This is a genomic window from Marinomonas sp. GJ51-14 (assembly GCF_055808695.1).
Genome location: NZ_CM147879.1, coordinates 3586399 through 3610951, shown reverse-complemented (window position 1 = coordinate 3610951; position 24553 = coordinate 3586399). Strand labels below are relative to the sequence as shown.

At 40.5% G+C, this 24553-nt stretch carries 25 protein-coding genes; 14 read left to right on the top strand and 11 right to left on the bottom strand.

Annotation, left to right across the window (positions count from 1 at the left end):
* Nucleotides 1-5: 5 nt before the first annotated feature.
* The 6 genes from rsxG to metG all read right to left on the bottom strand — a co-directional run bounded on the left by rsxG (nt 6) and on the right by metG (nt 8244).
* The gene (gene rsxG, locus AC0L3Y_RS17430; RefSeq protein ID WP_473466948.1) at nt 6-623 is read right to left on the bottom strand and encodes an electron transport complex subunit RsxG; all 618 of its coding nucleotides are present in this window, start codon (nt 621-623) and stop codon (nt 6-8) included.
* The gene (gene rsxD, locus AC0L3Y_RS17425; RefSeq protein ID WP_473466946.1) at nt 623-1681 is read right to left on the bottom strand and encodes an electron transport complex subunit RsxD; all 1059 of its coding nucleotides are present in this window, start codon (nt 1679-1681) and stop codon (nt 623-625) included. The genes rsxG and rsxD overlap by 1 nt, the downstream gene beginning before the upstream one ends.
* Nucleotides 1682-4591 carry an electron transport complex subunit RsxC gene (gene rsxC / locus AC0L3Y_RS17420; RefSeq protein ID WP_473466944.1) on the bottom strand — a complete coding sequence of 970 codons (2910 nt, stop codon included), beginning with the start codon at nt 4589-4591 and terminating at the stop codon, nt 1682-1684. It lies immediately after the preceding gene.
* Nucleotides 4591-5187, bottom strand: coding sequence for an electron transport complex subunit RsxB (gene rsxB, locus AC0L3Y_RS17415; RefSeq protein ID WP_473466941.1), 597 nt, complete (start codon nt 5185-5187; stop codon nt 4591-4593). Before rsxB ends, rsxC begins: the two co-directional genes overlap by 1 nt.
* An 8-nt stretch (nt 5188-5195) precedes the next feature.
* Nucleotides 5196-5777: an electron transport complex subunit RsxA gene (rsxA, locus tag AC0L3Y_RS17410; protein ID WP_473466939.1), complete on the bottom strand. Its 582-nt coding sequence runs from the start codon at nt 5775-5777 to the stop codon at nt 5196-5198.
* 415 nt (nt 5778-6192) lie between these two features.
* Nucleotides 6193-8244, bottom strand: coding sequence for a methionine--tRNA ligase (metG, locus tag AC0L3Y_RS17405; RefSeq protein WP_473466938.1), 2052 nt, complete (start codon nt 8242-8244; stop codon nt 6193-6195).
* A gap of 302 nt (nt 8245-8546) precedes the next feature.
* Here metG and apbC point away from each other — a divergent pair, with 302 nt between their 5' ends.
* The 6 genes from apbC (at nt 8547) to AC0L3Y_RS17375 (ending at nt 13347) form a co-directional block, all read left to right on the top strand.
* A complete protein-coding gene (gene apbC, locus AC0L3Y_RS17400; RefSeq protein WP_473466935.1) occupies nt 8547-9638 on the top strand; it encodes an iron-sulfur cluster carrier protein ApbC in 1092 nt (363 codons plus the stop codon).
* 38 nt (nt 9639-9676) lie between these two features.
* The gene (dcd, locus tag AC0L3Y_RS17395; RefSeq protein WP_473466932.1) at nt 9677-10264 is read left to right on the top strand and encodes a dCTP deaminase; all 588 of its coding nucleotides are present in this window, start codon (nt 9677-9679) and stop codon (nt 10262-10264) included.
* A gap of 133 nt (nt 10265-10397) precedes the next feature.
* Entirely contained in the window at nt 10398-10940 is a 543-nt protein-coding gene (locus tag AC0L3Y_RS17390; RefSeq protein ID WP_473466929.1) for an NUDIX hydrolase, read from the top strand.
* A 325-nt stretch (nt 10941-11265) separates the two neighbouring features.
* Nucleotides 11266-11745 (top strand): hypothetical protein, encoded by a 480-nt coding sequence (locus AC0L3Y_RS17385; RefSeq protein WP_473466927.1) that lies wholly within the window; start codon nt 11266-11268, stop codon nt 11743-11745.
* Nucleotides 11746-11878: 133 nt separating this feature from the next.
* Nucleotides 11879-12160 carry a DUF1294 domain-containing protein gene (locus AC0L3Y_RS17380; RefSeq protein WP_473466924.1) on the top strand — a complete coding sequence of 94 codons (282 nt, stop codon included), beginning with the start codon at nt 11879-11881 and terminating at the stop codon, nt 12158-12160.
* A gap of 188 nt (nt 12161-12348) precedes the next feature.
* Nucleotides 12349-13347, top strand: a complete 999-nt coding sequence (locus tag AC0L3Y_RS17375) for a branched-chain amino acid aminotransferase (RefSeq protein ID WP_473466920.1) — start codon at nt 12349-12351, stop codon at nt 13345-13347.
* A gap of 101 nt (nt 13348-13448) precedes the next feature.
* Here AC0L3Y_RS17375 and AC0L3Y_RS17370 read toward each other — a convergent pair whose 3' ends face one another.
* Complete coding sequence (locus AC0L3Y_RS17370; RefSeq protein ID WP_473466918.1) at nt 13449-13970, bottom strand: hypothetical protein; 522 nt, start codon at nt 13968-13970, stop codon at nt 13449-13451.
* Between the two features lie 223 nt (nt 13971-14193).
* Here AC0L3Y_RS17370 and AC0L3Y_RS17365 point away from each other — a divergent pair, with 223 nt between their 5' ends.
* Entirely contained in the window at nt 14194-14472 is a 279-nt protein-coding gene (locus AC0L3Y_RS17365) for a hypothetical protein (protein ID WP_473466915.1), read from the top strand.
* 72 nt (nt 14473-14544) lie between these two features.
* On the opposite strand, the gene AC0L3Y_RS17360 is transcribed toward AC0L3Y_RS17365, so the two are convergent.
* Complete coding sequence (locus AC0L3Y_RS17360) at nt 14545-15042, bottom strand: CpxP family protein (RefSeq protein ID WP_473466913.1); 498 nt, start codon at nt 15040-15042, stop codon at nt 14545-14547.
* A 198-nt stretch (nt 15043-15240) separates the two neighbouring features.
* On the opposite strand from AC0L3Y_RS17360, the gene AC0L3Y_RS17355 reads away from it, so the two are divergent.
* From AC0L3Y_RS17355 to AC0L3Y_RS17345, 3 genes are all read left to right on the top strand, one after another.
* Nucleotides 15241-15927: a response regulator gene (locus AC0L3Y_RS17355; protein ID WP_473466911.1), complete on the top strand. Its 687-nt coding sequence runs from the start codon at nt 15241-15243 to the stop codon at nt 15925-15927.
* Complete coding sequence (gene cpxA, locus AC0L3Y_RS17350) at nt 15927-17327, top strand: envelope stress sensor histidine kinase CpxA (RefSeq protein ID WP_473466909.1); 1401 nt, start codon at nt 15927-15929, stop codon at nt 17325-17327. The genes AC0L3Y_RS17355 and cpxA overlap by 1 nt, the downstream gene beginning before the upstream one ends.
* Nucleotides 17328-17693: 366 nt before the next feature.
* The gene (locus AC0L3Y_RS17345) at nt 17694-17909 is read left to right on the top strand and encodes a hypothetical protein (RefSeq protein WP_036162354.1); all 216 of its coding nucleotides are present in this window, start codon (nt 17694-17696) and stop codon (nt 17907-17909) included.
* 15 nt (nt 17910-17924) lie between these two features.
* Here AC0L3Y_RS17345 and AC0L3Y_RS17340 read toward each other — a convergent pair whose 3' ends face one another.
* The 3 genes from AC0L3Y_RS17340 to AC0L3Y_RS17330 all read right to left on the bottom strand — a co-directional run bounded on the left by AC0L3Y_RS17340 (nt 17925) and on the right by AC0L3Y_RS17330 (nt 21217).
* A complete protein-coding gene (locus tag AC0L3Y_RS17340) occupies nt 17925-18668 on the bottom strand; it encodes a class I SAM-dependent DNA methyltransferase (protein ID WP_473470646.1) in 744 nt (247 codons plus the stop codon).
* Between the two features lie 165 nt (nt 18669-18833).
* Entirely contained in the window at nt 18834-20126 is a 1293-nt protein-coding gene (locus tag AC0L3Y_RS17335) for an NCS2 family permease (RefSeq protein WP_473466906.1), read from the bottom strand.
* Between the two features lie 230 nt (nt 20127-20356).
* Nucleotides 20357-21217: a TraB/GumN family protein gene (locus AC0L3Y_RS17330; RefSeq protein ID WP_473466904.1), complete on the bottom strand. Its 861-nt coding sequence runs from the start codon at nt 21215-21217 to the stop codon at nt 20357-20359.
* Nucleotides 21218-21320: 103 nt separating this feature from the next.
* On the opposite strand from AC0L3Y_RS17330, the gene AC0L3Y_RS17325 reads away from it, so the two are divergent.
* The 4 genes from AC0L3Y_RS17325 to AC0L3Y_RS17310 all read left to right on the top strand — a co-directional run bounded on the left by AC0L3Y_RS17325 (nt 21321) and on the right by AC0L3Y_RS17310 (nt 24404).
* On the top strand, nt 21321-21878 hold the full coding sequence (locus AC0L3Y_RS17325; RefSeq protein WP_473466902.1) for an RNA methyltransferase: 558 nt from the start codon (nt 21321-21323) through the stop codon (nt 21876-21878).
* A 199-nt stretch (nt 21879-22077) separates the two neighbouring features.
* Nucleotides 22078-22824: a DUF481 domain-containing protein gene (locus tag AC0L3Y_RS17320; RefSeq protein WP_473466900.1), complete on the top strand. Its 747-nt coding sequence runs from the start codon at nt 22078-22080 to the stop codon at nt 22822-22824.
* A gap of 23 nt (nt 22825-22847) precedes the next feature.
* Complete coding sequence (locus AC0L3Y_RS17315) at nt 22848-23879, top strand: CobW family GTP-binding protein (RefSeq protein ID WP_473466897.1); 1032 nt, start codon at nt 22848-22850, stop codon at nt 23877-23879.
* A gap of 6 nt (nt 23880-23885) precedes the next feature.
* On the top strand, nt 23886-24404 hold the full coding sequence (locus tag AC0L3Y_RS17310; RefSeq protein WP_473466893.1) for a DUF6882 domain-containing protein: 519 nt from the start codon (nt 23886-23888) through the stop codon (nt 24402-24404).
* Nucleotides 24405-24553: the final 149 nt, after the last annotated feature.

Below are 24553 nucleotides of genomic sequence, written 5' to 3'. Positions count from 1 at the left end.
CTATCCTAACGCGCTAACAGCGCATCTTTGTGTTGTTCAAAATATACGAGTGTGTTTTTTACGGCACGAACGACAGCACGAGGTGTAATAGTTGCACCAGTAAATTGGTCGAAGTTACCGCCGTCTTTTTTCACTGCCCAGCCTTTAAGTGTTGGATTCGATAAAGAGCTATTTTCAAAACCTAGAATCCAATTTGATTTTTTCAAGTCAACTTTATCACCAAGCCCAGGTGTTTCTTTATGGCTGATAACTCGACTGCCTGTGACAACACCGTCTTTCCTAATGGCAACTAATAAATCCAAGTTACCATTGTAACCTCGTGGCGCGATGGTTTCGAAAATGATGCCAGCGACCTTGCCATCTTTTCGGGCGATATGGATTTTAATACCTTCTGGGCTGCCCAGTAATGGATCAGCAGGTAAAACAGCGGTGTCTGTGGTTAAGTCGTTATCATATAAGTCAGCAGGCAATATTTCATTGAAGGCTGAAATCTGCGCGTGGAGAATGTTGTCTTTAATAGTATTGTTGGTGAATTGGTGAGTTAGAGCAATAAGCCCTGCAGTTAACACAGCAAAGATACCTAATCCAAGACTATTACGACGGATAGATGCTAATAATTCCATTAGTTATCTTCTCCTATTTTTAAGCCTTTTTTGGCTTTTTTATGACCATAAGTACGTGGTTGAGTGTAGTAGTCAATCAATGGTGCAGAGAAGTTCATTAAAAGTACTGCAAAGGCAACACCATCTGGATAACCGCCCCATGTGCGAATAATGTAAATCAAGATGCCAATACCAGCACCATAAATCAATTTACCGCGATTACTTGTGCAGGAAGACACAGGATCAGTGGCGATAAAGAAAGCACCAAACATAGCTGCGCCAGTTGTCAGGTGAAATAGGGGCGTTGCTGTATTGTTCATATCAAATAGATGGAAAACGCCTGCTAAAACAAACAGCGCGCCTAAAACAGCGGCCGGCGTATGCCAAGTGATAATACGTAGCCAAAGTAAGCCAACGCCACCCACTAGGTAAGCCATGTTGACCCACAACCAGCTGCTAATGCTGGCACTTTGTAGCGCTTCGATAGTTTGAAATGCTGTCGTGCTGTCGACTAAATCTTTGTTTTTGAAACCATCTAATGGCGTCGCCATTGTATAGCCATCAATGTTTGGCAAATGATGAAAAATAGCTTGTAAGCTTTGTAAGAAAGATAAACTTTCACCTGATGCAACAATGGATTGAACACCAAGCCATTGACTCATTGGTACAGGAAATGACACAAGCACAATGGCATAACCTACCATGGCAGGGTTGAAAGGATTATTGCCCAAACCGCCGTATAATTGTTTAGCAAAAATAATCGCAAAACTTACAGCGGTGACTGTCACCCACCAAGGTACCGTTGGTGGCAATGCTACACCAAGTAAAACTGCGGTGAGTAGGGCGCTGTAATCCTTTAAGAAGAAAGCAACGGAACGACGACGAATCGACAAAATAGCCGCTTCACATAACAAGGCCGCGATACTGGCGATCATTATGTTGATTAATGTCCCCCAGCCAAATAGCCAAGTTTGTACGACGATACCTGGAATGGTCGCCAAGATAACCATCTGCATCACCCAAGATGTGCGATGTCCTGCACGTTGGGTATGGGGTGATGAAATCCTCAATAATGCCATTTAGTGATTCTCTTGCGTTGTTTCTTTCGAATGAGTAAGTTGCGAATGAATGAGTTGTGCTAATAAGGTTTCGGCGTCCTGTTGTTTTTTCAGAGTGGCTGCGATTTCTTGCTGAATACTGTCCGCCGCTTCTGGCTCACTGTCTAGACGCTTGGTTAACTTGTTTATCTGTGCTTTTGCTAATGCAGCGGCAATCTTTTGTTTCTTAATCTTGTCCGCTAAATCATTAACAGCTGAGTCAACTTTTGGCTCTGATTTTCCGGCGACTGTTTCAGCCGTTTTCCCATCAGTAGATTCAAGAGCCGCCAGTTTTTCTTGTGCCTCTGTTAACTTTTTAGGCCATTCTGACTCAGCAATTTCAGTGTCGTCTTTGCCTTGTTCTTTCAATAGCGCAATATTCTTTTCCGCTTTCTTGATGCCCGCTTTGGCAATGGCTAAATCGATTTTACGTTTCTTATCCGCGTCAGCGTTAGCAGGTACAGCCGCTTCCACTTTAGGTGTTATTGCTGGCGTCGACTCCTTTTCGAGAGCGGCCAGTTTTTCTTCTGCCTCTGTTAACTTCTTAGGCCATTCTGATGCTGTAATCTCAGCATCGTTTTTGCCTTGTTCTTTCAATAGAGCAATATTCTTTTCCGCTTTCTTGATGCCTGCTTTGGCGATGGCTAAATCAATCTTGCGTTTCTTTTCTGCGTCGGCATCAGGGCTGTTTTGCGCAGGTGTAGGAGCGGTCTTTGCGTCAGTTGACTGAGGATTCGTTAAGGCTTTCTCCAATTCGTCTGCGCGCTGTTGCGCTTCTTTCAACTGTTGACGAATGCCTTCGATTTCTGGTGCCTGAATCTCTTCCGCTTTCTTCAAGGCTTTTTCGACTTTTTTAACCGCGGCTTTGGCAATCGCAGCATCGATTTTAAGCTTCTTCAACTCATCACTTATTGCCGCTTTGGGTGCTGCTGAACTTGCTAGTGTGTTGGCAGAGCTGGCCCCCAATTTTTCGACTGTAGCTTGTGCTGCTTTCAAATCGACTTGGAAACTCGTAATTTTATCTTTTAATTCTTGGTCATCCGGTGTTTCTTCTAACTGCTTGTTAAGCTTCTTCAGTTTCACACCAATTAGAGCCACATCCACTTTGGCTTTCTTTAGCTCATCGTTAACCGCTGGTTTGCTTTCCGCACTTGATGTGGCTTGTGCTGGAGCTGTCACTGGTGTCAGTTTAGCCAGTTGTTCTTCTAACTGAGCAAGTTGCGTTTCTTGCTCAGTTACTTGTAACTGCAATGCTTGAATATCTTCAAGATGTTCGTTTTCTTGAGCTTCAAGCAGTTGTTTTTGAGCTTTCTTCAATTTGGTTTTGCGAATCACTACATCGACTTTTAACTTTTTAGCTTCATCACTCATAGGCGCAGCTGGAGCTGCTTTAGATGGTGGCGGTGCTGTTTTTGGTGTTGTTGATTTGGCAGAAGTTGCTTTTTGACGAGCAAGACGTTTTGCTTCTCGCTCTGCATTTTCGGCGTCTTGACGTGCTTTACGCGCTTCAAAGCGTTGCTTCGCTAAGTCAGATTTCACATTGGCTTCACGTGCTTCACGAATACTGCTCTTAGTATGGCGATAGTATTGCACCAAAGGAATGCTGCTTGGGCAAACATAAGAGCAGGCGCCACATTCGATACAATCGAACAAATTGTAGTGTTCCGCTTTTTCGTGTTCTTGGCTTTTGCTGAACCAAAGTAACTGTTGAGGTAACAAGTTTGCAGGACAGGCTTGCTCACACATACCACAGCGAATACAGGCTTGCTCTGGTGCTGGTGGTGGAAGCTCTTCCTTTGTTGCTGCCAGAATACAGTTGCTGGTTTTGACGATAGGCACGGCAGCAGAGTCGAGGGTGTAACCCATCATTGGACCACCCATCACAAGGCGATATAGATTATCGTTTTGAGATTCTGCATATTCTAATAAGTGAGCAACAGGCGTTCCTAATAAAACGTCAACGTTTTGCGGTGCTTTTAAAGCATCACCAGTTAATGTGGTGAAACGAGAGATCAGTGGTTTGCCATGATGGATTGCGTCATGAACCGCAACACAGGTTCCGACGTTTTGGCATAAAACACCAATATCAGCAGGATATTGTCCACTTGGAACTTCTTCCCCTGTTAGTAACTGAATCAGTTGTTTTTCGCCACCAGAAGGATATTTGGTTGGCACAACAGCGATTTGAATAGAGCTGTTCTGTTCGCTCAATAAGGCGTTTAGCGCAGCAATGGCTGTTGGTTTGTTATCTTCAATACCAATAACTACTTGCTCTGCATTCACAATATGCTGAAGAATTTCAATACCCGAAATAAGCTCTTGGGTTTTTTCTCGGATCAGCATGTCATCCGCTGTGATGTAAGGCTCGCATTCTGCCGCATTGATAATGAAATACTTAAGCGTATTTTTATGTGCGCCTTGCAGTTTCACTTGGGTTGGGAAGCCTGCACCGCCCATTCCCACAATACCCATTTTTGCGAGATACGCTAAAACGTCAGTTTTGTCGTTGCTTTGCCATTTCGTTAATGGATTTAATGTTGTCCATTCTTCTTTACCATCTGGCTCTAGAATCATACAAAGATCACTCAAGCCGGATGGGTGAGCGATAGCGCGTTCTTCAATTGCAGCAATGGTACCGGATGTTGGCGCATGCAAGCAGCTGCTCAAAAAACCATTATTAATAGCAATGGTCTCACCTTTTAATACGCGATCACCTATCTTTACTAATGGGCGAGAGCTTTGTCCTATATGCTGTCTAAGTGGCAAGATAAGCTCACTTGGTAAAGGTGGACGGCCCAATGGAAGTTGTAAGGATTGCGCTTTGTTTTCTGGTGGGTGAATGCCGCCATGAAACGAAAAAATGTTTGCTGTCGTTGTGCTTGCTATAGCCATTAGTGAGCAACCTCCGATTGACGGTCGGTGGCAATAATATTTAATGAACTTGCTGCAATACCTTTAGGCTTATCCCAAGACCATGTCTGTGCTGTCACGCCAACTTCTACCATATCAATACAATCTACTGGGCAAGGTTCAACACAAAGGTCACAACCTGTACATTCGTCAGCAATTACTGTGTGCATTTGTTTCGCCGCACCCAAAATTGCATCTACAGGGCAAGCCTGAATACATTTAGTACAGCCGATACATTCATCTTCACGTATTACGGCAACACGTTTAGCGGATTCTTCACCATGATCACCGTCTAGTGGAATGGCTTCGATATCTAATAAATCAGCTAGAGCTTGAATCGTTGCTTGTCCACCAGGAGGACAATGGTTAATCGCTTCACCATTGGCAATGGCTTCTGCATAAGGACGACAACCCGGATGGCCACATTGACCACATTGAGTTTGTGGAAGAAGTGCATCGATTTGCTCAACAATAGGGTCGCCTTCCACGTGGAAACGTACATTGGCGTAACCAAGAATCGCACCAAAAATAAGCGATAAAAGAACCAGAACCCCGATAGCAAGTAAAACAGTTAACATACTGGCTCCTAAATCTGTACAAGGGCAGTAAAGCCCATGAAAGCCAGAGCCATAAGTCCTGCTGTGATCATGCCAATCGCAGAGCCTTTAAAAACAACTGGCACATCCGCCACGTTGATACGTTCGCGCATGGCAGAGAATAGAATCAATACAAAGGAGAAACCGACTGCAGCACCAAAACCATACAGAATAGATTCTACAAAACCGTTTTGTTTGCTGATGTTTTGCAATGCCACACCCAATACGGCGCAATTAGTGGTGATAAGAGGTAAGAAAATCCCCAAAACACGGTACAATAATGGGCTGGTTTTGCGCACCACCATTTCAGTGAACTGCACAACAACGGCAATTACCAAGATGAATGAAATGGTTTGTAGGTATTCAAGACCAAAAGGCTGAAGAACGTAGGTGAAAGTGAGATAGCTACATAAGCTCGACAGGGTCAATACAAAGGTTGTAGCCATCGCCATGCCAATAGACGTCTCCAGTTTTCCAGACACACCCATAAAAGGGCAAAGTCCCAGAAATTGTACTAAGACAAAATTGTTAACCAGTATGGTACTGACTAGTATCAAGAGATATTCAGTCATCTCACGTCCAAAAAATATATGGTGAATGTATAAAGTGAAACCTGTTGGCGGTGGGGGGCCATGCTTTGTATTGGCCTAGTCGGAATACCGTCTAACAGCTTCAGTATAGATACAAGTTTACAGATGTATCTTTAGGGCGTAACTATACCAATCGGCTTATAACTAACAAAGCTAAAACTCTAGTATATTTAGTCTGATTTAGTATATAGATAATAAGTTACGCTTATATAACTTTGATTTATGTTTGATTTGGGATGCTATTGTTTAAATTATTAAGAATGTTTCTTATTTGGCTTTCTTTGTACTTTTATAAAAACCTTTATGTCTTATCTGTATACCTTAAATTGAAGCGCCATTTGTTTGTTTAAATAAATGGCGCTGTCATGGAAAGCACAAGGTACAGTTAAAACATCACTTAGATAACACGTTGGCCTGGTTTCGCACCTTTATGTGGTTCTAAAAGATAAATTTCTTCACCACCAGGGCCAGCTGCTAATACCATGCCTTCAGACATGCCGAACTTCATTTTACGCGGTGCAAGGTTGGCAACCATCACTGTGTATTTTCCTTCCAAATCTTCTGGCTTATAAGCGGACTTAATACCAGAGAAAACAGTGCGTGTTTCACCACCAATGTCTAACGTCAGTTTCAACAGCTTATTGGCTTTCTCAACGTGTTCGGCTTTTGTGATTAGCGCAATACGAAGGTCGACTTTGGCAAAATCATCGAAATTAATTTCAGCTTCGATTGGTTCTTTGCTCAGTTCGCTTTCTTCTTGAGAAGGCTCAGCTGCTTCTTTTGCTGCGGCTTCGATCAAGGCTTCTTCTTTGCCTTCTTCGATCATTGCATCAATTTGTTTCTGATCAATACGCCCCATTAACGGTTTGAATTTATTAACGGTTTTACCAAACAGTAATTCGCTACGGTTATCCCATGTTAATTCTTTGCCTAGGAATGACTCAGCATCAGCAACCAAGTTAGGCATCACTGGTTTTAAGTAAGTAGCTAAAATGCTAAATAGGTTTAAGGCAACTGTGCAAACTTCTTGAACTTTCGGAAGTGTTGCTTCGTCTTTCGCTAATACCCAAGGGGCTTCGTCAGCAATATAGGTATTTGCTACATCTGCAAGGCGCATGATTTCACGAATCGCTTTACCGTATTCACGGTTTTCGAAATGCAAAGCAATCATTTCGCCAGCGTCAATGAACGACTGAATCATGGCTTCTTCACTGACTTGCGTCGCTAACTTACCGTCAAACTTTTTACCAATAAAGCTAGCGGTACGGCTCGCGATATTAACAACTTTACCCACTACGTCTGAATTTACTCTTTGGATGAAGTCTTGTAGGTTTAAATCAATATCATCTACGCTGGCGTTTAATTTGGCTGCAAAGTAGTAGCGAAGATATTGTGGATCCAGATGGTTCAAATAAGTACGGGCTTTAATGAAAGTACCGCGAGACTTAGACATTTTCTTGCCATCAACCGTTACATAACCATGTGCGTTTACTTTTGTTGGTGTGCGGTAACCCGCACAATCCAACATTGCAGGCCAGAACAAGGCATGGAAGTTAATGATATCTTTACCGATAAAGTGGTAAAGCTCTGCATCAGAATCTTTCGCCCAGTAATCATCAAAGTTTAAGCCTTCAGTACGATCACATAGGTTTTTAAAACTCGCCATGTAGCCAATTGGTGCGTCTAGCCAAACGTAGAAATATTTACCCGGTGCATCTGGAATTTCAAAGCCGAAATACGGCGCATCACGACTGATGTCCCATTCTTGCAAACCAGAATCCAACCATTCTGCTAGTTTGTTAGCGACTTGATCTTGTAAAGTGCCGCTGCGAGTCCATGTTGCTAAGAAGTCTTGGAAGTCTGGAAGTTTGAAGAAGTAATGCTCCGATTCTTTTTCCACAGGTGTCGCACCAGAGTAAACAGAAATCGGGTTGATCATTTCCATTGGTGTGTAAGTTGCAGAGCAAACTTCACAGTTGTCGCCGTATTGGTCTTCGGCTTTACACTTAGGGCAAGTGCCTTTAATGAAACGGTCCGCAAGAAACATCTCTTTTTCAGGGTCATAAGCCTGCACGATAGAACGGACGGAAATCTTACCGTTGTCACGCAATGCTTTATAGATGCTGTTAGAAAAATCACGGTTTTCATCAGAGTGAGTTGAATAGTAATTGTCATAACCAATCAAAAAATCGTTAAAATCGGCCATGTGTTCTTGGCGAACACCGTCAATAAGTTCTTCTGAGGTAATGCCGTTTTGAGCCGCTTTAATCATAATGGCGGTGCCGTGTGCATCGTCTGCACAAACCGCAGTACAAAGGTGACCACGCATTTTTTGGAAACGCACCCAAATATCGGTTTGGATGTGTTCCAGCATATGCCCTAAATGGATTGAGCCATTTGCATAAGGAAGGGCGCTGGTGACTAAAATTTTGCGTTGCGTTTGTGCCATTTTTGATAAACCTGCTGGATTAAAAAAGGTCGAATGTTCTATCGGTAACTAAGCTAGAATAACGAATGAGTAAACAGCCAAAAATACGGATAGCATTATAGAAGGCGTAATTATAAGTCTCAGCCTCTCGTGTGCAAGGGCTAGACTTGCTTTTCCGCAATTTGCCCCCACATTTGCCACATGATTTTAATTTACTTTTACAAAGAGTGCTGAGAACAGAGTAGAAAATTGTGCGATAACGAGGTTTGTACCTTTTATTTTTTCATATTCGCAGACTTTCTTCTCATCGCTAGGAGCGTTTAATGACAACGAACACGCAACAAACAGAATTGCTCGCGACACTAGAACGCCTGATTGATGAAAATAGCGGTCAACCTTATGGCCCTGTATGGCAAATTACAGACGATGAAACTCGTTTGCATATACTATTAAATTTGGGGTATCCAGCAGAGACGGAACAAGCCTCATTAGAAGCGCGCATCAAAACAGCATTGGGTGATAAGCGTGAAATAACGTTAGAAATGGTCTATGAAGTAAAAAGCCAACCGACACAAGGTAACATTGCTGGCTTAAAGGGCGTGAAGAACATTATTGCTGTTGCATCGGGTAAAGGCGGTGTTGGTAAATCGACAACCACGGTTAACCTTGCATTAGCGATGGCGAAAGAGGGCGCACGCGTTGGTATCCTAGATGCGGACATTTACGGCCCAAGCCAAGGCATGATGATGGGCTTTGCTGACGGCACTCGACCAGAAGTGCGTGAAGATAAGTTCTTTATTCCACCAACCGCCTATGGTGTACAAGTGATGTCTATGGCATTTCTGACCACCAAAGACACACCTGTTGCCTGGCGTGGCCCAATGGTGACTGGCGCATTAATGCAGATCCTGACGCAAACCGATTGGAATGACCTAGATTACTTGTTCATCGACATGCCACCGGGCACTGGGGATATTCAACTCACCTTGGCGCAAAAAGTGCCGGTAGCAGGTTCTGTTATCGTTACCACACCACAAGACATTGCTTTGTTGGATGCCCGTCGTGGTATTGAAATGTTTAACAAGGTAAAAATCCCTGTGCTGGGTGTGGTTGAAAATATGTCCACACACATCTGTTCTAACTGTGGTCATCACGAAGCCATCTTTGGTGATGAAGGTGGCGCGAGTCTTGCCAAAGAATATAACGTCAAGGTATTGGGTAAACTGCCACTGAGTCTAGCGATTCGCGAACAAAGCGACGCTGGCAAACCGATTGTAGTGGATGCGCCTGAAAGTGACGCGGCTGGCATTTATCAGTCGATTGCTCGTAAGCTTGGTGCTACCCTTACGTCCCAACAAGGTTCTTCAGATAATCAGCAGTTTGTTATGCCAACCATTGGCATGAGTGATGATTAAATAAAGACAATGATTTTACAGTTTATTAAGGAAAAGCAATGCGTTTGTGTGACCGAGATATCATAAAAGCCCTAGACGACGGTTCTATCGTAATAGATCCTCGTCCTGATAACAGTGTTATCAGCGGAGTGTCTGTGGATCTTCGATTGGGAAATTCATTCCGAGTTTTCCAGGGTCATCCTGCGCCGTATCTTGACCTAAGCAGCTCGAAAGCTGATTTAAACAAAGTGATCGAGTCCGTTATGAGTGACGAAATTCTCGTTGATGACGGTAAGCCTTTCTTTATTCATCCAGGGGAGTTGGTACTTGGAGTGACGAAAGAATCTGTTACTGTGCCAGATTACCTTGTTGGCTGGTTAGACGGTCGGTCTTCATTGGCTCGTCTTGGTTTAATGGTACACGTAACCGCCCATCGAATTGATCCAGGTTGGAGTGGTGGTATCGTTTTGGAATTCCTCAACGGTGGCAAACTACCGATTGCCTTAAGTCCAGGAATGACCATAGGTGCTATCAACTTTGAAACCATGTCAGGTTCGGCGGATCGCCCTTACAACAAACGCGACAACGCTAAATACAAAAACCAAACCTCTGCTGTGGGTAGTCGGATTTCGGGTGATAAATCTTAGGCTAACAGTTAAAGGGGTCAGAACCCTTTAACTAAATTCATATCGAAATGCACACTTTTATTGGATTTAAAGGGTTCCGACCCCTTTAACTCCAATATTCTGTTTCACTCCAACAACCACAGTATTCTTTTTTATGCGTCTGTTAAAATCGACCGTTCATTCAAGCCTTAACTCCCTCGATCAGTCTTCCTTTTTACGCCTTGCTGCACGGGGAATTGTGTTAAAAGGCGAGGAAATTTTGATGATGTATACCGAGCGTTACGATGATTATACTTTGCCGGGCGGTGGTATTGATGAAGGTGAAAACCAGATTGAAGGGCTAATTCGTGAACTAACGGAAGAAACGGGTGCGCAGAATATTTGTAATGTTAAAGCCTTCGGTATGTATGAAGAATTTCGCCCTTGGTATAAGGGAGATTTCGATATTATCCAGATGAAGTCTTACTGTTACACCTGCGATATTGATGACGAGTTAGGCGAGACGAGCCTAGAAGATTACGAAGTCAAAAATGGCATGAAAGCGGTATGGATAAATGTCCACGATGCGATTAAGCATAATCTAGACACGATTAAAAACAGTGATAAAAAAGGCATGTCGATTGAAAGAGAAACCTTTTTACTGTCATTGATTAGGGATGAGCTGATTATACCTGTGTCAGATTCGTTGTTGGGCTAAAGCTCAACCTATAAAATCTCACTTTGTTCCTTTCTCAGAACCCCGTTACTGTAAAATCTAATGCACCAATTATGTGGCCTCTAATGTGTTCGAGTGACCTGATTGGGTTATCCAAATTTTTCGTTTCCTGATCAATCTACTTTGATAACAATCACGCTAGAAAAAACCAATGAACTGTATCAGCATAAAGTGGAATATAGTTTGGTGGTTTATTGAAGACTGGTCTAAGGTTTAATGCTGTTATCTTTAACTTTCAGAAATTAGCAAAATCATGAAGGCTAGAGATGCGTAATTTTATGAAATAACTCAAATACTAAATAGGAAGATGATGAAAAAATTACTAGGAATATTGGCACTTACGAGCAGCGTTTCAGTAATGGCGGTTGATGGTTATAAAGACATTTATATCGACAAAGATAAAGACATCATTGTTCATGTCATACTTTGCGGAGATGATTTGAGCAACTTAAGTCAATTTACTCCATCGGCTGTATACACCAATACTTCTGACATCGAGAAGGGGACATATTATTATAAATCGCCATATGGCGAGTTTTCATTAACCTTTAACACAACTGAAAATGAGTTGGTTATGGTTCGTGGATTATTACAACACGGGCAAACATCAAAGGACGATATGGATAAGAAGCTTTGTATCGTGAAGTACGTAGAAGGCTTACCATCAGGCGTTAAAAGATACGTCGAACAAAAAACGATAAAAGCAAACGATCCAAATAAAGCGGGAACACTTGAGCAATACGAACTTATAACCGGAAAGCCAGCAATTGGGAAGAATAAGTATTAAGTTCATTCTTAACTTTTGTTAAAAATGATTTGAACCAGAGTTCGAAGCATTTCCACATTTTTAAAATATCACGAAATAACAAATACTTAATGTTCAATGCTATTGTGTATGCTTTCAAATACAAGTGTTTCTTATGTTGATATATCTTCAGATTTTACCCACTTACTACCTTGTTTGGAGTTTTGTCACTTTTGTTGTTTATGGCATAGATAAGTCAGCAGCCAAGCGAGATACGTGGCGAGTAAGTGAACTTACGTTGCATATTCTGTCATTACTTGGTGGTTGGCCTGGAGCCTTGTTAGGTCAGCGAGTGTTTCGTCATAAAACAAAGAAACGTATCTTTCGATTCGTATTTTGGTTAACCCTTATTCTAAATCTTGTCTTAGTTGTAGTTGGCTTTTATGTTTTTAGATAGCGTCTCTTAGTTATAGAATTTTGCTCTAAACGCGCACTTTGAAAGGATATTGTGACGATTTACTTTCTTGCGGCTGTTTTCTGTTTTAATATCATTGAACTAAGCAGTGATGCGAATTTAGAGTTTTGGTAGTGTCTGTTTTTTAGCATGACGTTGTTCATCATCATTTAACGATATAGGAAACAATAATGGCGGCTTTTGGTAGCGTGTTTATGCCTAAGATGGCATTGGCAACATTTGAAAATAATCAATGGAGTGAAGCAGGTATTGTCGCTTCGGATAGCATTCAGTTGCATCCAGGTGCGCATGTTTTGCATTACTCAAGCACGTGTTTTGAAGGTTTAAAAGCGTTTCGTCATGCTGATGGCAGTGTGCATGTATTTCGTATGGATCAAAACATTAAGCGTTTGGCACAAAGCAGTCGCTTATTGTCTTTGCCAGAAATTGATGAAGCTGCTGTTTCTAAAATGATTGTCGATGTTGTTGCTGAGTTCGCTAGTGAAGTGCCAGAGCCACCAGGGTCTTTATACATTCGCCCAACTCATATAGGTACAGAAGCGAACGTAGGCAAAGCCGCAGGAGCAACTGCAACATCTATGCTGTATGTGTTGTTGTCTCCTGTTGGAGATTATTTCACTGGTGGTGCGAAAGCATTGCGTCTTTTGTTAGATGAAACTGGTATGCGTTGTGCGCCACATATGGGCATGATCAAAAGTGGTGGTAATTACGCCAGTGCACTAGGTCCGATTAAGAAAGCAAATGAAGAAGTAAAAGCGGATCAAATTTTATTCTGTCCAAATGGCGATGTTCAAGAAACAGGCGCAGCTAACTTCTTGTTGATTGATGGTAACGAAATTATTACCAAAGGTTTGGATACGTCTTTCTTACATGGTGTGACACGTTCTTCTATTTTGACTTTAGCTGCGGATTTGGGCATGACAGTGACAGAGCGTGATTTGACTGTTGCTGAATTGTTAGAGCGTGCGGCTAAGCCAGAAGTAGAAGCGGTATTGTCTGGAACAGCGGCAGTATTAACGTCCGTAGGTACTTTTATTCATAATGATAAAGAGTACAAGGTAGGTTCTGGAGAGCCAGGACCTATTGCTGATAAACTGCGTCTAGCATTGAATAATATTCAATGGGGTAAAGCAGAAGACACTCATAACTGGTTAACGAAGGTCTGCTAGTTTTTATTAGCATCATACAAAGGCTTCATTAAGTAGAAGCATATAAAAGGGGTTGAACATTATGTTCAACCCCTTTTTTCTAAGCAATAAACAGTTCTGGTTTAGAAGCTCAATCTTGCAGAAGCGGATATAACATTTGAAGAATCAAGATCTTCATAGTTACCAGCAACAGAAAGGTTTGGAGTGAAGTAATAACCTAATGAAAATTTAGTGCTGTCTAAGCCATCATGATCTGTATATTGAGTGAAGGCAATAGTACCTTCTAAACGATCTCCGATGGTTGTACGAAAGCCTGCTCTTAAACTGAAGTCTGAATCTGTATTACCGCTATAGTCATTGTAGTGAACGAAACCAAAAATATGACTTGCGCTACCTACTGCAAACGCAGTACCTGCACCAACTTTTGTGATGTCTGTGCCACCAAAATCTACGAGTTCTAATGAAAAAATTGGTAGAAACATCGTTTCAAAAGAAATTGATAGGTTAGAGTAATCACCATCGCTACCGCCATCATATTCGACATTACCTATAGCATAGTCGATGTAAGTGAAAGGGGATGCACTAGCACCCATTGATAGCGTTAAGGTTGCTGCAGCGATACTTGCTGTGATTAATTTTTTCATCTCATTCTCCATTTTGCTGATGTTTATTAGTAACTAAAAAGTTTGTTTATATGTTCTTGTAGCAGGCTATCGGCAATGAGCTCTTAAACTTTAGGGTTTACAACTCTAAATTGATTTTTTTTATCTTTACTATCGTAATATTTAGTTTTTTGAGGTGTTATAAATAAATAGTGACTACATCGTGCTAAGTTAGGACGTATTTGAATTGTAAAAGGCTGTATTAATGAAAGACCTAATGAGAAAGCTTTGTTCGCCTGTATTGAGTATGTTTGAAACAGGTGAAGGTGAATATGATTATAGAAAATCCCACCGTACTATTTTGCTTGTGTTAGGAGGATTGTGTTTTGTAATTGCTTTGGTTTCTTTGGTTTTTACCTTTAAGACTGGAGAGTTTGCAGGCATCATTCCTATCGCATTGTTTTTTGTGACTGGGTTAGTGTGTGAAATCGTTGGATTGTTAGGTAGTGATCGGGCTGTGGCAAGAATTTGGAAGCGTGATTAGTTAATTATCTTAATTTAAAAAAAAGACGATGTACTTCACAGTGCATCGTCTTTTGGTTAGTTTAAAGTGTAATTATTTACCGCGTCGCTCAGCCATTTTTTCAGCACAGTCATTTAGGTGTTCTTTTTGTAGTTCTACAAATTTTGTTTTTTGTTCAGGTGTTAAAATACTGATCATCTTGTACTGATTATTAAGCATATTAACTTGACGTTTGATTTGTTTTTGCGCCATATCTTTTGCAATATTAGTGGCTTTAGCTGGATCGAAACTATCAGCAAGTAGTAAATCGTTTACTTTTTCAAGGCTAGCTAGACGTTCTGCTTGATGTTGTTCAGGGTTACCTTCGCCTCTATTTTTACGTTCTTCTTTAGTCGCTTTACGCAATGTTTTAAATTGCTCTTTTTGAGTATCGGTTAACTCTAGCTGTTTCATAATGCCGCGATCCAAGCCAACACGACATTCGCCTTTATGGCCCTTGTTGTCTTTTCCGCCGAAGGCTAAAGCGCTACCAGTGCTTAATACCAATGGTAAAACGACAGATGCGATAATTAGTTTTTTAGTCATTTTCATATTCTTTTCCTTCTATACTGTTTTAGAGTGTTTTAAGTTAATCACTGTGTTTCCAGTGGATAGGGATAGAATAGAGGTTGTTAGGTCAAGCAGCGTATTGCCAAGGTAAATTATCGTAAAAGCAGCATTGTTGTTCTGTTTTCAACGTAAAATAAGGTCAGTTGTCTATTTATCCGAATGATTGTTTAGGAATTTTTAATGCCACATATTTTAATAATCGATGATGATGTTGAATTGAGTGATTTACTCAAAGAGGTTTTGTCCTTTGAAAGCTGCACTGTTTCTACAGCGTATGATGGTGTGGAAGGCTTAGATATCATGAACGACAGTGTTGATCTTGTTTTACTTGATGTCATGATGCCTAAGCTAAATGGTTTCGAGACATTAAAACTATTACGCGAAAAATGGGATGTGCCAGTGTTAATGCTGACTGCGAAAGGAGATGAGATTGATCGTGTGGTGGGGCTTGAATTAGGCGCTGATGATTATCTTCCTAAGCCTTTTAGTGAGCGTGAATTGTTAGCTCGAATTCGTGCCATTTTACGTCGTACTCAAACACCGAAAGCTCAACAGCAGAATGATTTTGTTACCTATCGTGATATTAAAATTTATCCTGGGCGTTTAGAGGCGTATTGCAATGGTGAACTTCTGGATGTGACGAGTACGGAATTTGCGCTCTTGCATTATTTTTTACTTCACCCAGGTCAAGTGCTCACTAAGGAAGTTTTGAGCCTTGATGTATTAGGTAAGCGGCTAGCTGCGTTTGATAGGGCGGTAGATATGCATGTTTCGAATTTGCGTAAAAAATTGCCAGATTGGCCGAATGGCAAGCCTCGAATAAAAACCTTGCGAGGTCGTGGTTATTTACTGGTGGAGGGCGACTAATGCGTTTGCCAAAAATTACCAGCTTATATGGACGAATTTTCGCTATATTTTGGTTCACCATGTTTCTTGTTACCTTGGCTGTATTGGCATTGCCACATCTTGACCCACGAAAAACAAGAGATATTAGTCCGCCTTACTATGAGCGTTTGACAGAAGTAAGAGATCAAATAGAGCGTGAGTTTTCGACAGCCAATAGTATCGGACAGGTATTAGCCGCTTTTGACTCTAGGCCACCTAGAGATTCAAATGATGGTCGATTAAAGGTTTTTATTACCGATATTGATAGTAATATTCTAACGGTTTACCGCCGCCCTGATTTTTCTTTAAAAGCTTTACGTAATTTTGTGACGACGATTGAAACACCCTTAGTTCCTCAACAAAGACTTTATGGCAGAGTGATGATATCAGGGCCGTTTCCGATTCAACTTGCTAATGATGATTACTATCTTTATATCGGAGCTAAATGGAACCAACCACCAAACTTTGTGATACAGCTGTTTGATCATCCATTTCGTCTATTACTCGCGGTTATGTTAGTGAGTACACCATTTTTATTATGGCTGTCTTGGGCACTTAGTCAGCCTGCACGTCGTTTGGAGTTAGCCGCTCAGCGAGTGGCTCAGGGTATATTTGAAACAGACCCGGAGCTTGAGAAAGGCACATCAGAATTCCGTCAAGCGGGAGCGAGTTTTAATCAAATGGTGGAAGCCATTAATCTGATGATTTGTCGTCAGCAACGTTTGTTGTCTGACATTTCCCATGAACTGCGTTCACCGCTAACTCGTTTAAGAATGGCGCAAGCGTTGGCAACGAGAAAACAGGGAGAAAGTACAGAGCTCGTTCGTATTGATACTGAAGCCCAGCGGCTTGAGCAAATGATTGGCAAGTTGCTTGAGTTATCGAGTATGCAAGTTGATAGTCATTTAAAAAGAGAATCACAGCCACTTTCTAGTTTATGGGAAGCCTTATTAGCTGACAGTCAATTTGAAGCCGAACAAATGGGAAAAACACTTTATATATCTGATATCCCAGAACGATCACTGACATGTCATCCACAGCTGTTAATGAGTGCCATTGAGAATATTGTAAGAAACGCTATTTATTACGGTAAAGATCGTATAGAGGTAAGCTTTGAAGTTAAGACAGAAGATAAGTTTGATGTGTTAACCATTCGGGTGGAAGACAATGGTGAAGGCGTTCCTGATGAAGAGTTGAAATCGATCTTTCGTCCTTTTTATCGTGTGTCTACTGCACGTGATCGTCACAGTGGTGGTACAGGATTAGGTTTAGCGATTACGGAGAGTGCTGTCCGTCAGCATAACGGAACCATTAATGCATCTCATAGTCGCTTAGGCGGCTTGTTGGTTGAGGTTTCTTTGCCATTACTCACTAAACCATAATAGGTTTATTTCCATTTGACTGATGGGCCATTCGATTGTAGGGCAGGGCTTGCCAATAGGTTCTGTTAATAAAGCCGTGACATGTACTGACTCATCATTAGTTAAGTCATATTGCGGCTCTTATTTGATCTTGTTTGATTGATCCTAAGCATTTATAAAAAAGCTTTAGTAGACAAAGCAATCAATTAAGCCCATATTATTAGTTCATCGTGTTTGTTCTGATCTTCCGAATTCCTTTTCTTTGTATCGCACTCTATTTGAAAAAGACGCCGTGTAATAAACACCTAGCTTATGTGATTAGGCTGATGCTCATAAATAACCAATGGAGAAGCTTGTATTGATTTTCTCTACTATCATAGGAAAAATATGATAAATACTGCAAAAGAGTTTTTGTTAGAACGGATTTGTATTTTTACAAGTCAGGCATTTGATCCCAATTCTGATTCACAGGTTGTGGGTATGTTAAAAAGTAAATTTAATATACGCTTACCACAACGACGCTCTATGAATGAGTCTTTGTCTTCTACTGTAAGTGATCATGAAATCATTTCCTTGATCTTGAAGTATCGTGCAATGGGTTAAAATGCATTGCTCTGATTATTTTTTTACGCACACAAATATTGCATTGCCGGACATCTTGTCCCAAGCCATAATTTTATCGTACTCGTGTTCAAATATATGAATATCAAAATAGGGTGCGAGTAAGTCCTGTAACTTTTTAAAATTTAATGCCACCATAGGGTGTTCGTCTGTCCACTGCTGTGTTATTTCCGCGGTCGTCTTTTCAACACTCAGTTTTAATGTTTGTTTTTCTCCTTCTCCAGAATAAAACCAAGATGAACAAAAGCTAAACTCGCTGTTGTCGTGCAAAACGCTGTGCTTTGCTGTTAATGCATTATCTATATGGCTTTTATCTACGGAATTAAAACAAAGTACTCCGCCTGTTGTTAATGCCTTGTGAGCGCTTTCAATACAAGATATTAGACTCTTAATGTCGCCACAGTAATGAATGGAATATAGAAAACAGGTGATCAGGTCGTATTGTTCTTTTGTTTCAAAGGCACACATATTTCCTTGCTCAAAGGTAGCTGCAGGGCAGTATTGTTGAGCAATATCTAGCATAGGTTGGTTTATATCGATGCCGTGGCATTGGTAGCCTGCTTGGATAAAGTGACGAATGTGTGGGCCAGTTCCGCAAGCCAGATCTAAATGCCGTGTTCCACCATTACCAAAAATTTGATGAAGACGATGGATATTATCGCTTTGGGATTGATAGTTGATATCGGCACACATTAAATCGTAATAACCAGATAAATCCGTATAAAGCGCATTGTGGGACATTTTTTTGATCACTTGGAGGGTAAAAATTGATGGCGCATCATATAGGAAGAATGGCTTTTTGCGAAGCATAAAAAAAGAAGCAAACATAATATGTCTGCTTCTTTTTTTGAGCTTCTTTTGTCGTTTACTTAAGTTGAATCTTGTTTAAAAAAGACAAAGAACTTTTTAAACAAATACAAAGAACTTGGCAATAAACAATGCCGCTAGAATGTACACAGCAATACTGACTTGCTTGCCTTGACCAGATAATAATTTAATTACCGCGTAGCTGATAAAAGAAAGCGCAATACCATCAGCAATGGAATAGGTTAATGGCATAGTAAAGGCTGCAATTAATACAGGAGCTGCTTCAGATATATCATCCCAATCCACGTGCGCTAGACTGCTTGTCATTAGAACAGCCACGTACATTAATGCACCCGCTGTGGCATAAGCAGGAATAGAGCCAGCTAATGGGGCAAAGAAAAGACTTAACAAGAATAGTAAAGCAACCACAACGGCTGTTAAACCTGTACGGCCACCAGCAGATACACCAGAAGCACTTTCGATATAACTTGTTGTGGAGGATGTTCCTAATGCTGCACCAACTACTGTTGCGCTAGAATCTGCCAAAAGCGCTTTTTTTAAACGAGGTAATTTACCTTCTTTATCAAGTAATCCACCACGTTGACCTACGCCAATAAGCGTCCCTGAAGTATCAAACAGATCGACAAAGAAGAAAGCAAAAATCACGCTGATCATGCCAATTTGAAAGGCACCTTCTATGTCCATAGCAAGGAAAGTCGGTGCGATAGATGGCGGCATAGAAACCAAACCACCAAAACTGTTTTGACCAAATATCATGGATAAAACAGTGACCAATAAAATGCCAATCATCACGGCACCGGTTACATTTAAGTAAGCCAACGCACAGATAACAAAGAATCCTAAAAATCCATAGATAGCAGAAGGGGAAGACAAGTCACCTAAAGAAACCATGGTTGCTGGGTTTTTTACAATGATGCCCGCGTTTTGGAAAGCAATCATAGCCAAGAATAAACCAATACCCGCTGCAATACCTAGCTTTAGTGAAGATGGAATGGCGTTTATCACCCATTCACGAATTCGGAAGATACTGATGAAAATGAAAAGAATACCGGATAGGAATATTGCTCCAAGTGCTTGTTCCCACGAGTAGCCCATGCCTAATACAACACCATAGGTAAAGAATGCGTTTAAGCCCATACCAGGTGCTAATGCAATTGGATAGTTTGCATAAAGACCCATAATCAAACAACCGATGGCAGCAGCCAGACAAGTTGCGACAAAGACTGCACCTTGATCCATACCTGCTTGTGCAAGAATAGATGGGTTAACGAAGATAATATAAGCCATGGTTAGGAAAGTGGTAATACCGCCAATGACTTCATTACGTATAGACGTATTATGTGCCTTGAGTTGGAAATAGCGTTCGAGCATGAGGGTTGCCTTTTTTTGCCATAGTGGGAACGTATTAAAACTGATCATTTAGTCAGTGTTAAATTTTTAGGCGGCTAGTATAAAAAAATAGATTAGAATTTGGGAGGGAAATTTGAAAAAATGGGTAAAAACAAAGAAAGGATTAAGTTAAGCCACTTAAATAACTTTATTTAAAACCACTATTTTAAAGTTGCTTGCTTGGTTTCCTTAAAGTTGCTTGCTTGGTTTCCTTAAAGTTGATTAACCTTGTAGCCATTGGCTTTGAGCTTCGCTAATACACTGTCAGGCCCCGCTAAATGCATAGCGCCTATCATAACAAACTCGATATGTTTGTCTTTCAGCATGTTTTCGATTTGCGGTACCCAGAGGTTGTTACGTTTTACCAATAGTGATTGATATACATCGGGATAATCTTTTCTTAAATTATCCATCTCTAATGCCGCTAGGGTTTTCATGTCGCCTTTACGCCAACTATCACGCAGGCTAACTATACTTTCAGACATTACTTCGATCTCAGACAAGGCATAACGAACGATAAGGTTATTATCTTGCTGATTAAGCTCATCAAGCATTTGGATTTGTGCTTCAGGTTGTTCTAACCAACCTTTGTTTTTTTGATCTTGTGTGGCTTTTTTAGCATAAAACTGATCAACACCTTCACTGGTAAAGCCTAAATGTTTTAGCTCAATCATACTAAGAGACATAGCTAATGAGCCTGGTTTTAAATGTTGTATGGCAGTGACTGGAATATTTCGGCTATCAAGATAGGTTTTTAGTAAGTCATAAGTGTTCGGTGTGATGACTTGATCGATTGTTGTCCCATCAGCATAAGACAGTGTTTTTTGAGTTTCTCTTTGAAAAGCGGTATCAGTTAGCGCATCCATATTTGTTTCAAAAATAACGCTATCTGAGGCTTGGTACGCTTTTTCATAAGCTTTTGGTAATGGGTAATCTTCAGCAGTTAGCAGATGAATTGTACCGCCAATATAAAGTGTATTTTCTCCAGATGTTACCTTCCAAACCGAAGCAGCTTGAGTTTGGAAGGTCGCTGCCGCGAGTAAGGTAAATCCGATCTTTTTTAGAAAATGCATATTTTCCTCAGTTTGGTATTGCTGATGGCATTGTATAAAAGCCATCCTATTTATAAATAATGGTATTATCTTTGAAATTTTCAATGTCGGTATCGTGCTTACCATGAATAAAGAGTCAATAAATAAAGAATCAATGAATAAAGAATATGTTTATGTTGGATTAACGAATCCGAAAGGAGCCGAAAATGTCGGTTCTGTCATGAGAGCCGCTGGTTGCTATCGGGTTGATCAGGTTTTGTATTCAGGTCAACGTTATGATCGTGCTGTGAAAATGTCGACAGATACCCAGAGTGCAAGTACCTCTATCCCCCTTATTAATATTGAAACGCTAAATGTTGATAATTTGATTGATGCAGTCGATGGGGAAACTGAAGTTGTCTGTGTGGATTTGATTCAAGGCGCCACGTCGCTGCCTGCTTTCCAACATCCAAAAAAAGCCTTATATATTTTTGGTCCAGAAGACGGCACTATTCCCCAAAAGGTTGTCGATCGAGCTGATCATGTTGTGTTTGTACCAACGGTTGGTTGTATGAATTTAGCCGCTTCTGTGAATGTGCTGCTTTATGATCGTTTGGCAAAATCAGCCAGAGCAAACGCGGGAGATGAACTAATTAAGCAGAGTAAAGACGTAAATAACAATGTGAAAGTGCGTTCTCGATAAAGCTTTTTCTTTGTTTTATCAATTAGTTTTCAAATAGTTAACTCTATGTTGACTGAGATGAAAAGTGATCAATGCAAAAATACTTTCTTTGTCTGATGGCAATATTGGAAGTGAGTATTTCTGTTTTTGATGCTTTGAAAAATCTGTATACCTTCCTTTATTTGTCTTGTTTTAAAATAGAAATAAGGAAGATAGTCTAATGAAAATGCTCAAGTTACTGACGCTCACTGGTTTAACTCTAACAATTCCGACTCTTTACGCAGAAGAACCACAGAAGCAATTAGAGCCATTCAAAGCTGAATTAGAGTTAGGGATTATTGCTACGTCAGGTAATACGGAAAGCACTTCTTTAAAGGGGAAGGTTAGGCTTCACCAAGATTTTCAAGCTTGGAAAAATAAGTATTTGGTCGATACGCTCTACAAAAAAAATGAATACGATGGTGAAACAAAAACCACGGCGCAGAAGTTATTTTTATCTGCTCAAAGCGATTACAAATTAAGCGATGAACATACTTCCATCTTCGTTTATGGGGCTCACACAGATGATCGTTTAAGCGGTTATGAGTACCAAAATACGGTTGCTGTTGGTTATTCTGCAAGGCTTTTCTCTAACCAATATTCCTTCTTAGATTACAGTGCGGGTCCGGGTTATTCTTTTAATAAGACGGATGAAGGTGAGAAAGGGGAATCTGCGATTGTTCACCTTGAAGCGGAATATCTGTTTAATATCAGTCCGATAGCCAAGTTTACACAGACGCTTAGTACAGAAATGGCGTTAGAGTCTGATGAGAATACCCAGACAAAATCAGAAACAGCAATTAGTACAAAAATCCGTCGAGACTTAAGCATGAAAGCCGCTTACAGCATTACTTATAACAGTGAAGTGCTGAGTACGAAAGAGAAGACAGATACAGTGACAAGTGTGTCATTGGCTTATACATTTTAATTTAAATAGTTGAGATTTTTTTCATGCGCTATCAAGGTATAAAAGTAACATTAATTACAGGGTTTTTAGGCGCAGGGAAAACCACCTTGATTCGGCAGTTACTTGAGAAAGCACCGATTCATGAAAGATGGGCTGTATTGGTCAATGAATTTGGTGATATTGGATTAGATGGTGCTTTTTATTCTGAAACCGGCGTAGCGATTAAAGAAGTGCCTGGTGGATGTGTGTGTTGCACAACATCAGCTGCCTTTCAGCAAGGTTTGAATCAACTGATTCGTCAATATAACCCGGATCGGATCTTTATTGAGCCATCAGGTCTTGGTCATCCTAAACAAATTATTCAAAAGCTGCGTAGTAATTCTTATCAAGATGTCTTGTTACTAACCGGAGCTTTTTGTGTTTTGGACGCCCGTAATTTACAAGATGAACGTTATACTAAACATGCTATTTTTAAGGATCAAATAGAGTCAGCCAACGGCATTGTGCTGAGTCACGTAGATAAATATCAACAGGAAGATATTGATCGTTTAGAAGCTTATTTTGCTGATGTATCTGTGTATCAGCCTAAGCTTTTTATGTCAAAGCCTATGCAGCTTGACCTTGATGATTTGGATATTGGGCTTAGGGATGCTTTGGTTAAAGAGAAAGCGTCAACTCATATTCATGTTGATCACTTCCATGGTGCTCATTCAAAGTCGAATCATAAAGATGATGAAACTATATCTCCTTGGTATTACCAAAAACAGCAAGACACAATGCAGGTCTTGGGTTGGCGTTGGGAAATAGGAAGCTACTTCGATGAACAATCTTTAACTTCTACCATTGAAGAAATGTCTTCATTTGAAGGGGTTTATCGAGTTAAAGGTGTGTTTCAGATAAACACAGAAGAAGCGGTATTTGTGAACGTTTCCCGAGGTGAAGTGACATTAACGAAATCCAACTGGCAGGAAACCAGCCGAATAGAAATTATTGGTGATGTTGAAAACGATTGGCCTAGTATTACTCACTTAAGTATGATGAATTTGTGCATAACAAATTTAAGTGCAATGAATTGAGGTACTATGAAAAAAATTGTTGATTCACTTTTAAGTTTTCTCGAGCTGGGTCCTAATGCCCCATCGGTTAAGTGGAAGAATTTTGTCATTACTGCCCATGATTATTTGTCTAAGAGACAAAAGTCTTTGGTTTCCGAATATAAGATTGGAGAATATAAACGCTTCGATTGGGATCAGAAAAACGGCACATTGGTGTTTTCTAATGATGATGGACCTGTTGTTATTGCAAAGGTACAGTTTGTTGGTTCTTTATCAACGAAAACCAAAACCTGGGTTTGGTCTTGGGCTAACGATGCGATTCTTGATAATGTGAAAGATCAAATACATAAAGTCAAAGAATACGGTGAAGAGAATAATTATAAATTACTGAAGAAAGATAAGTGGCACAGTAATGAATCAGATGGCTGGGATATGACGTCGATTACTTGTTATTTGTTAAAAGGTAAGGGCGCTTACAGAACTTCGGCTGAAACAGGGTTTACCTATATGGTCATTACTGATATTTATTGGGCTAAGGAGAAATAAAGTCAATTCTAAGCTCCATTTTCTAACTTTAAGAAGAGGTATGTTCTACTAACATACCTCTTCTCAAAATATTTTTTACATTTCAGAATGTAGATAGTTTATTTCCTGTTTTTTGTACATTTCTTTTGGTCTTTTTTTTAGGCCTGTCT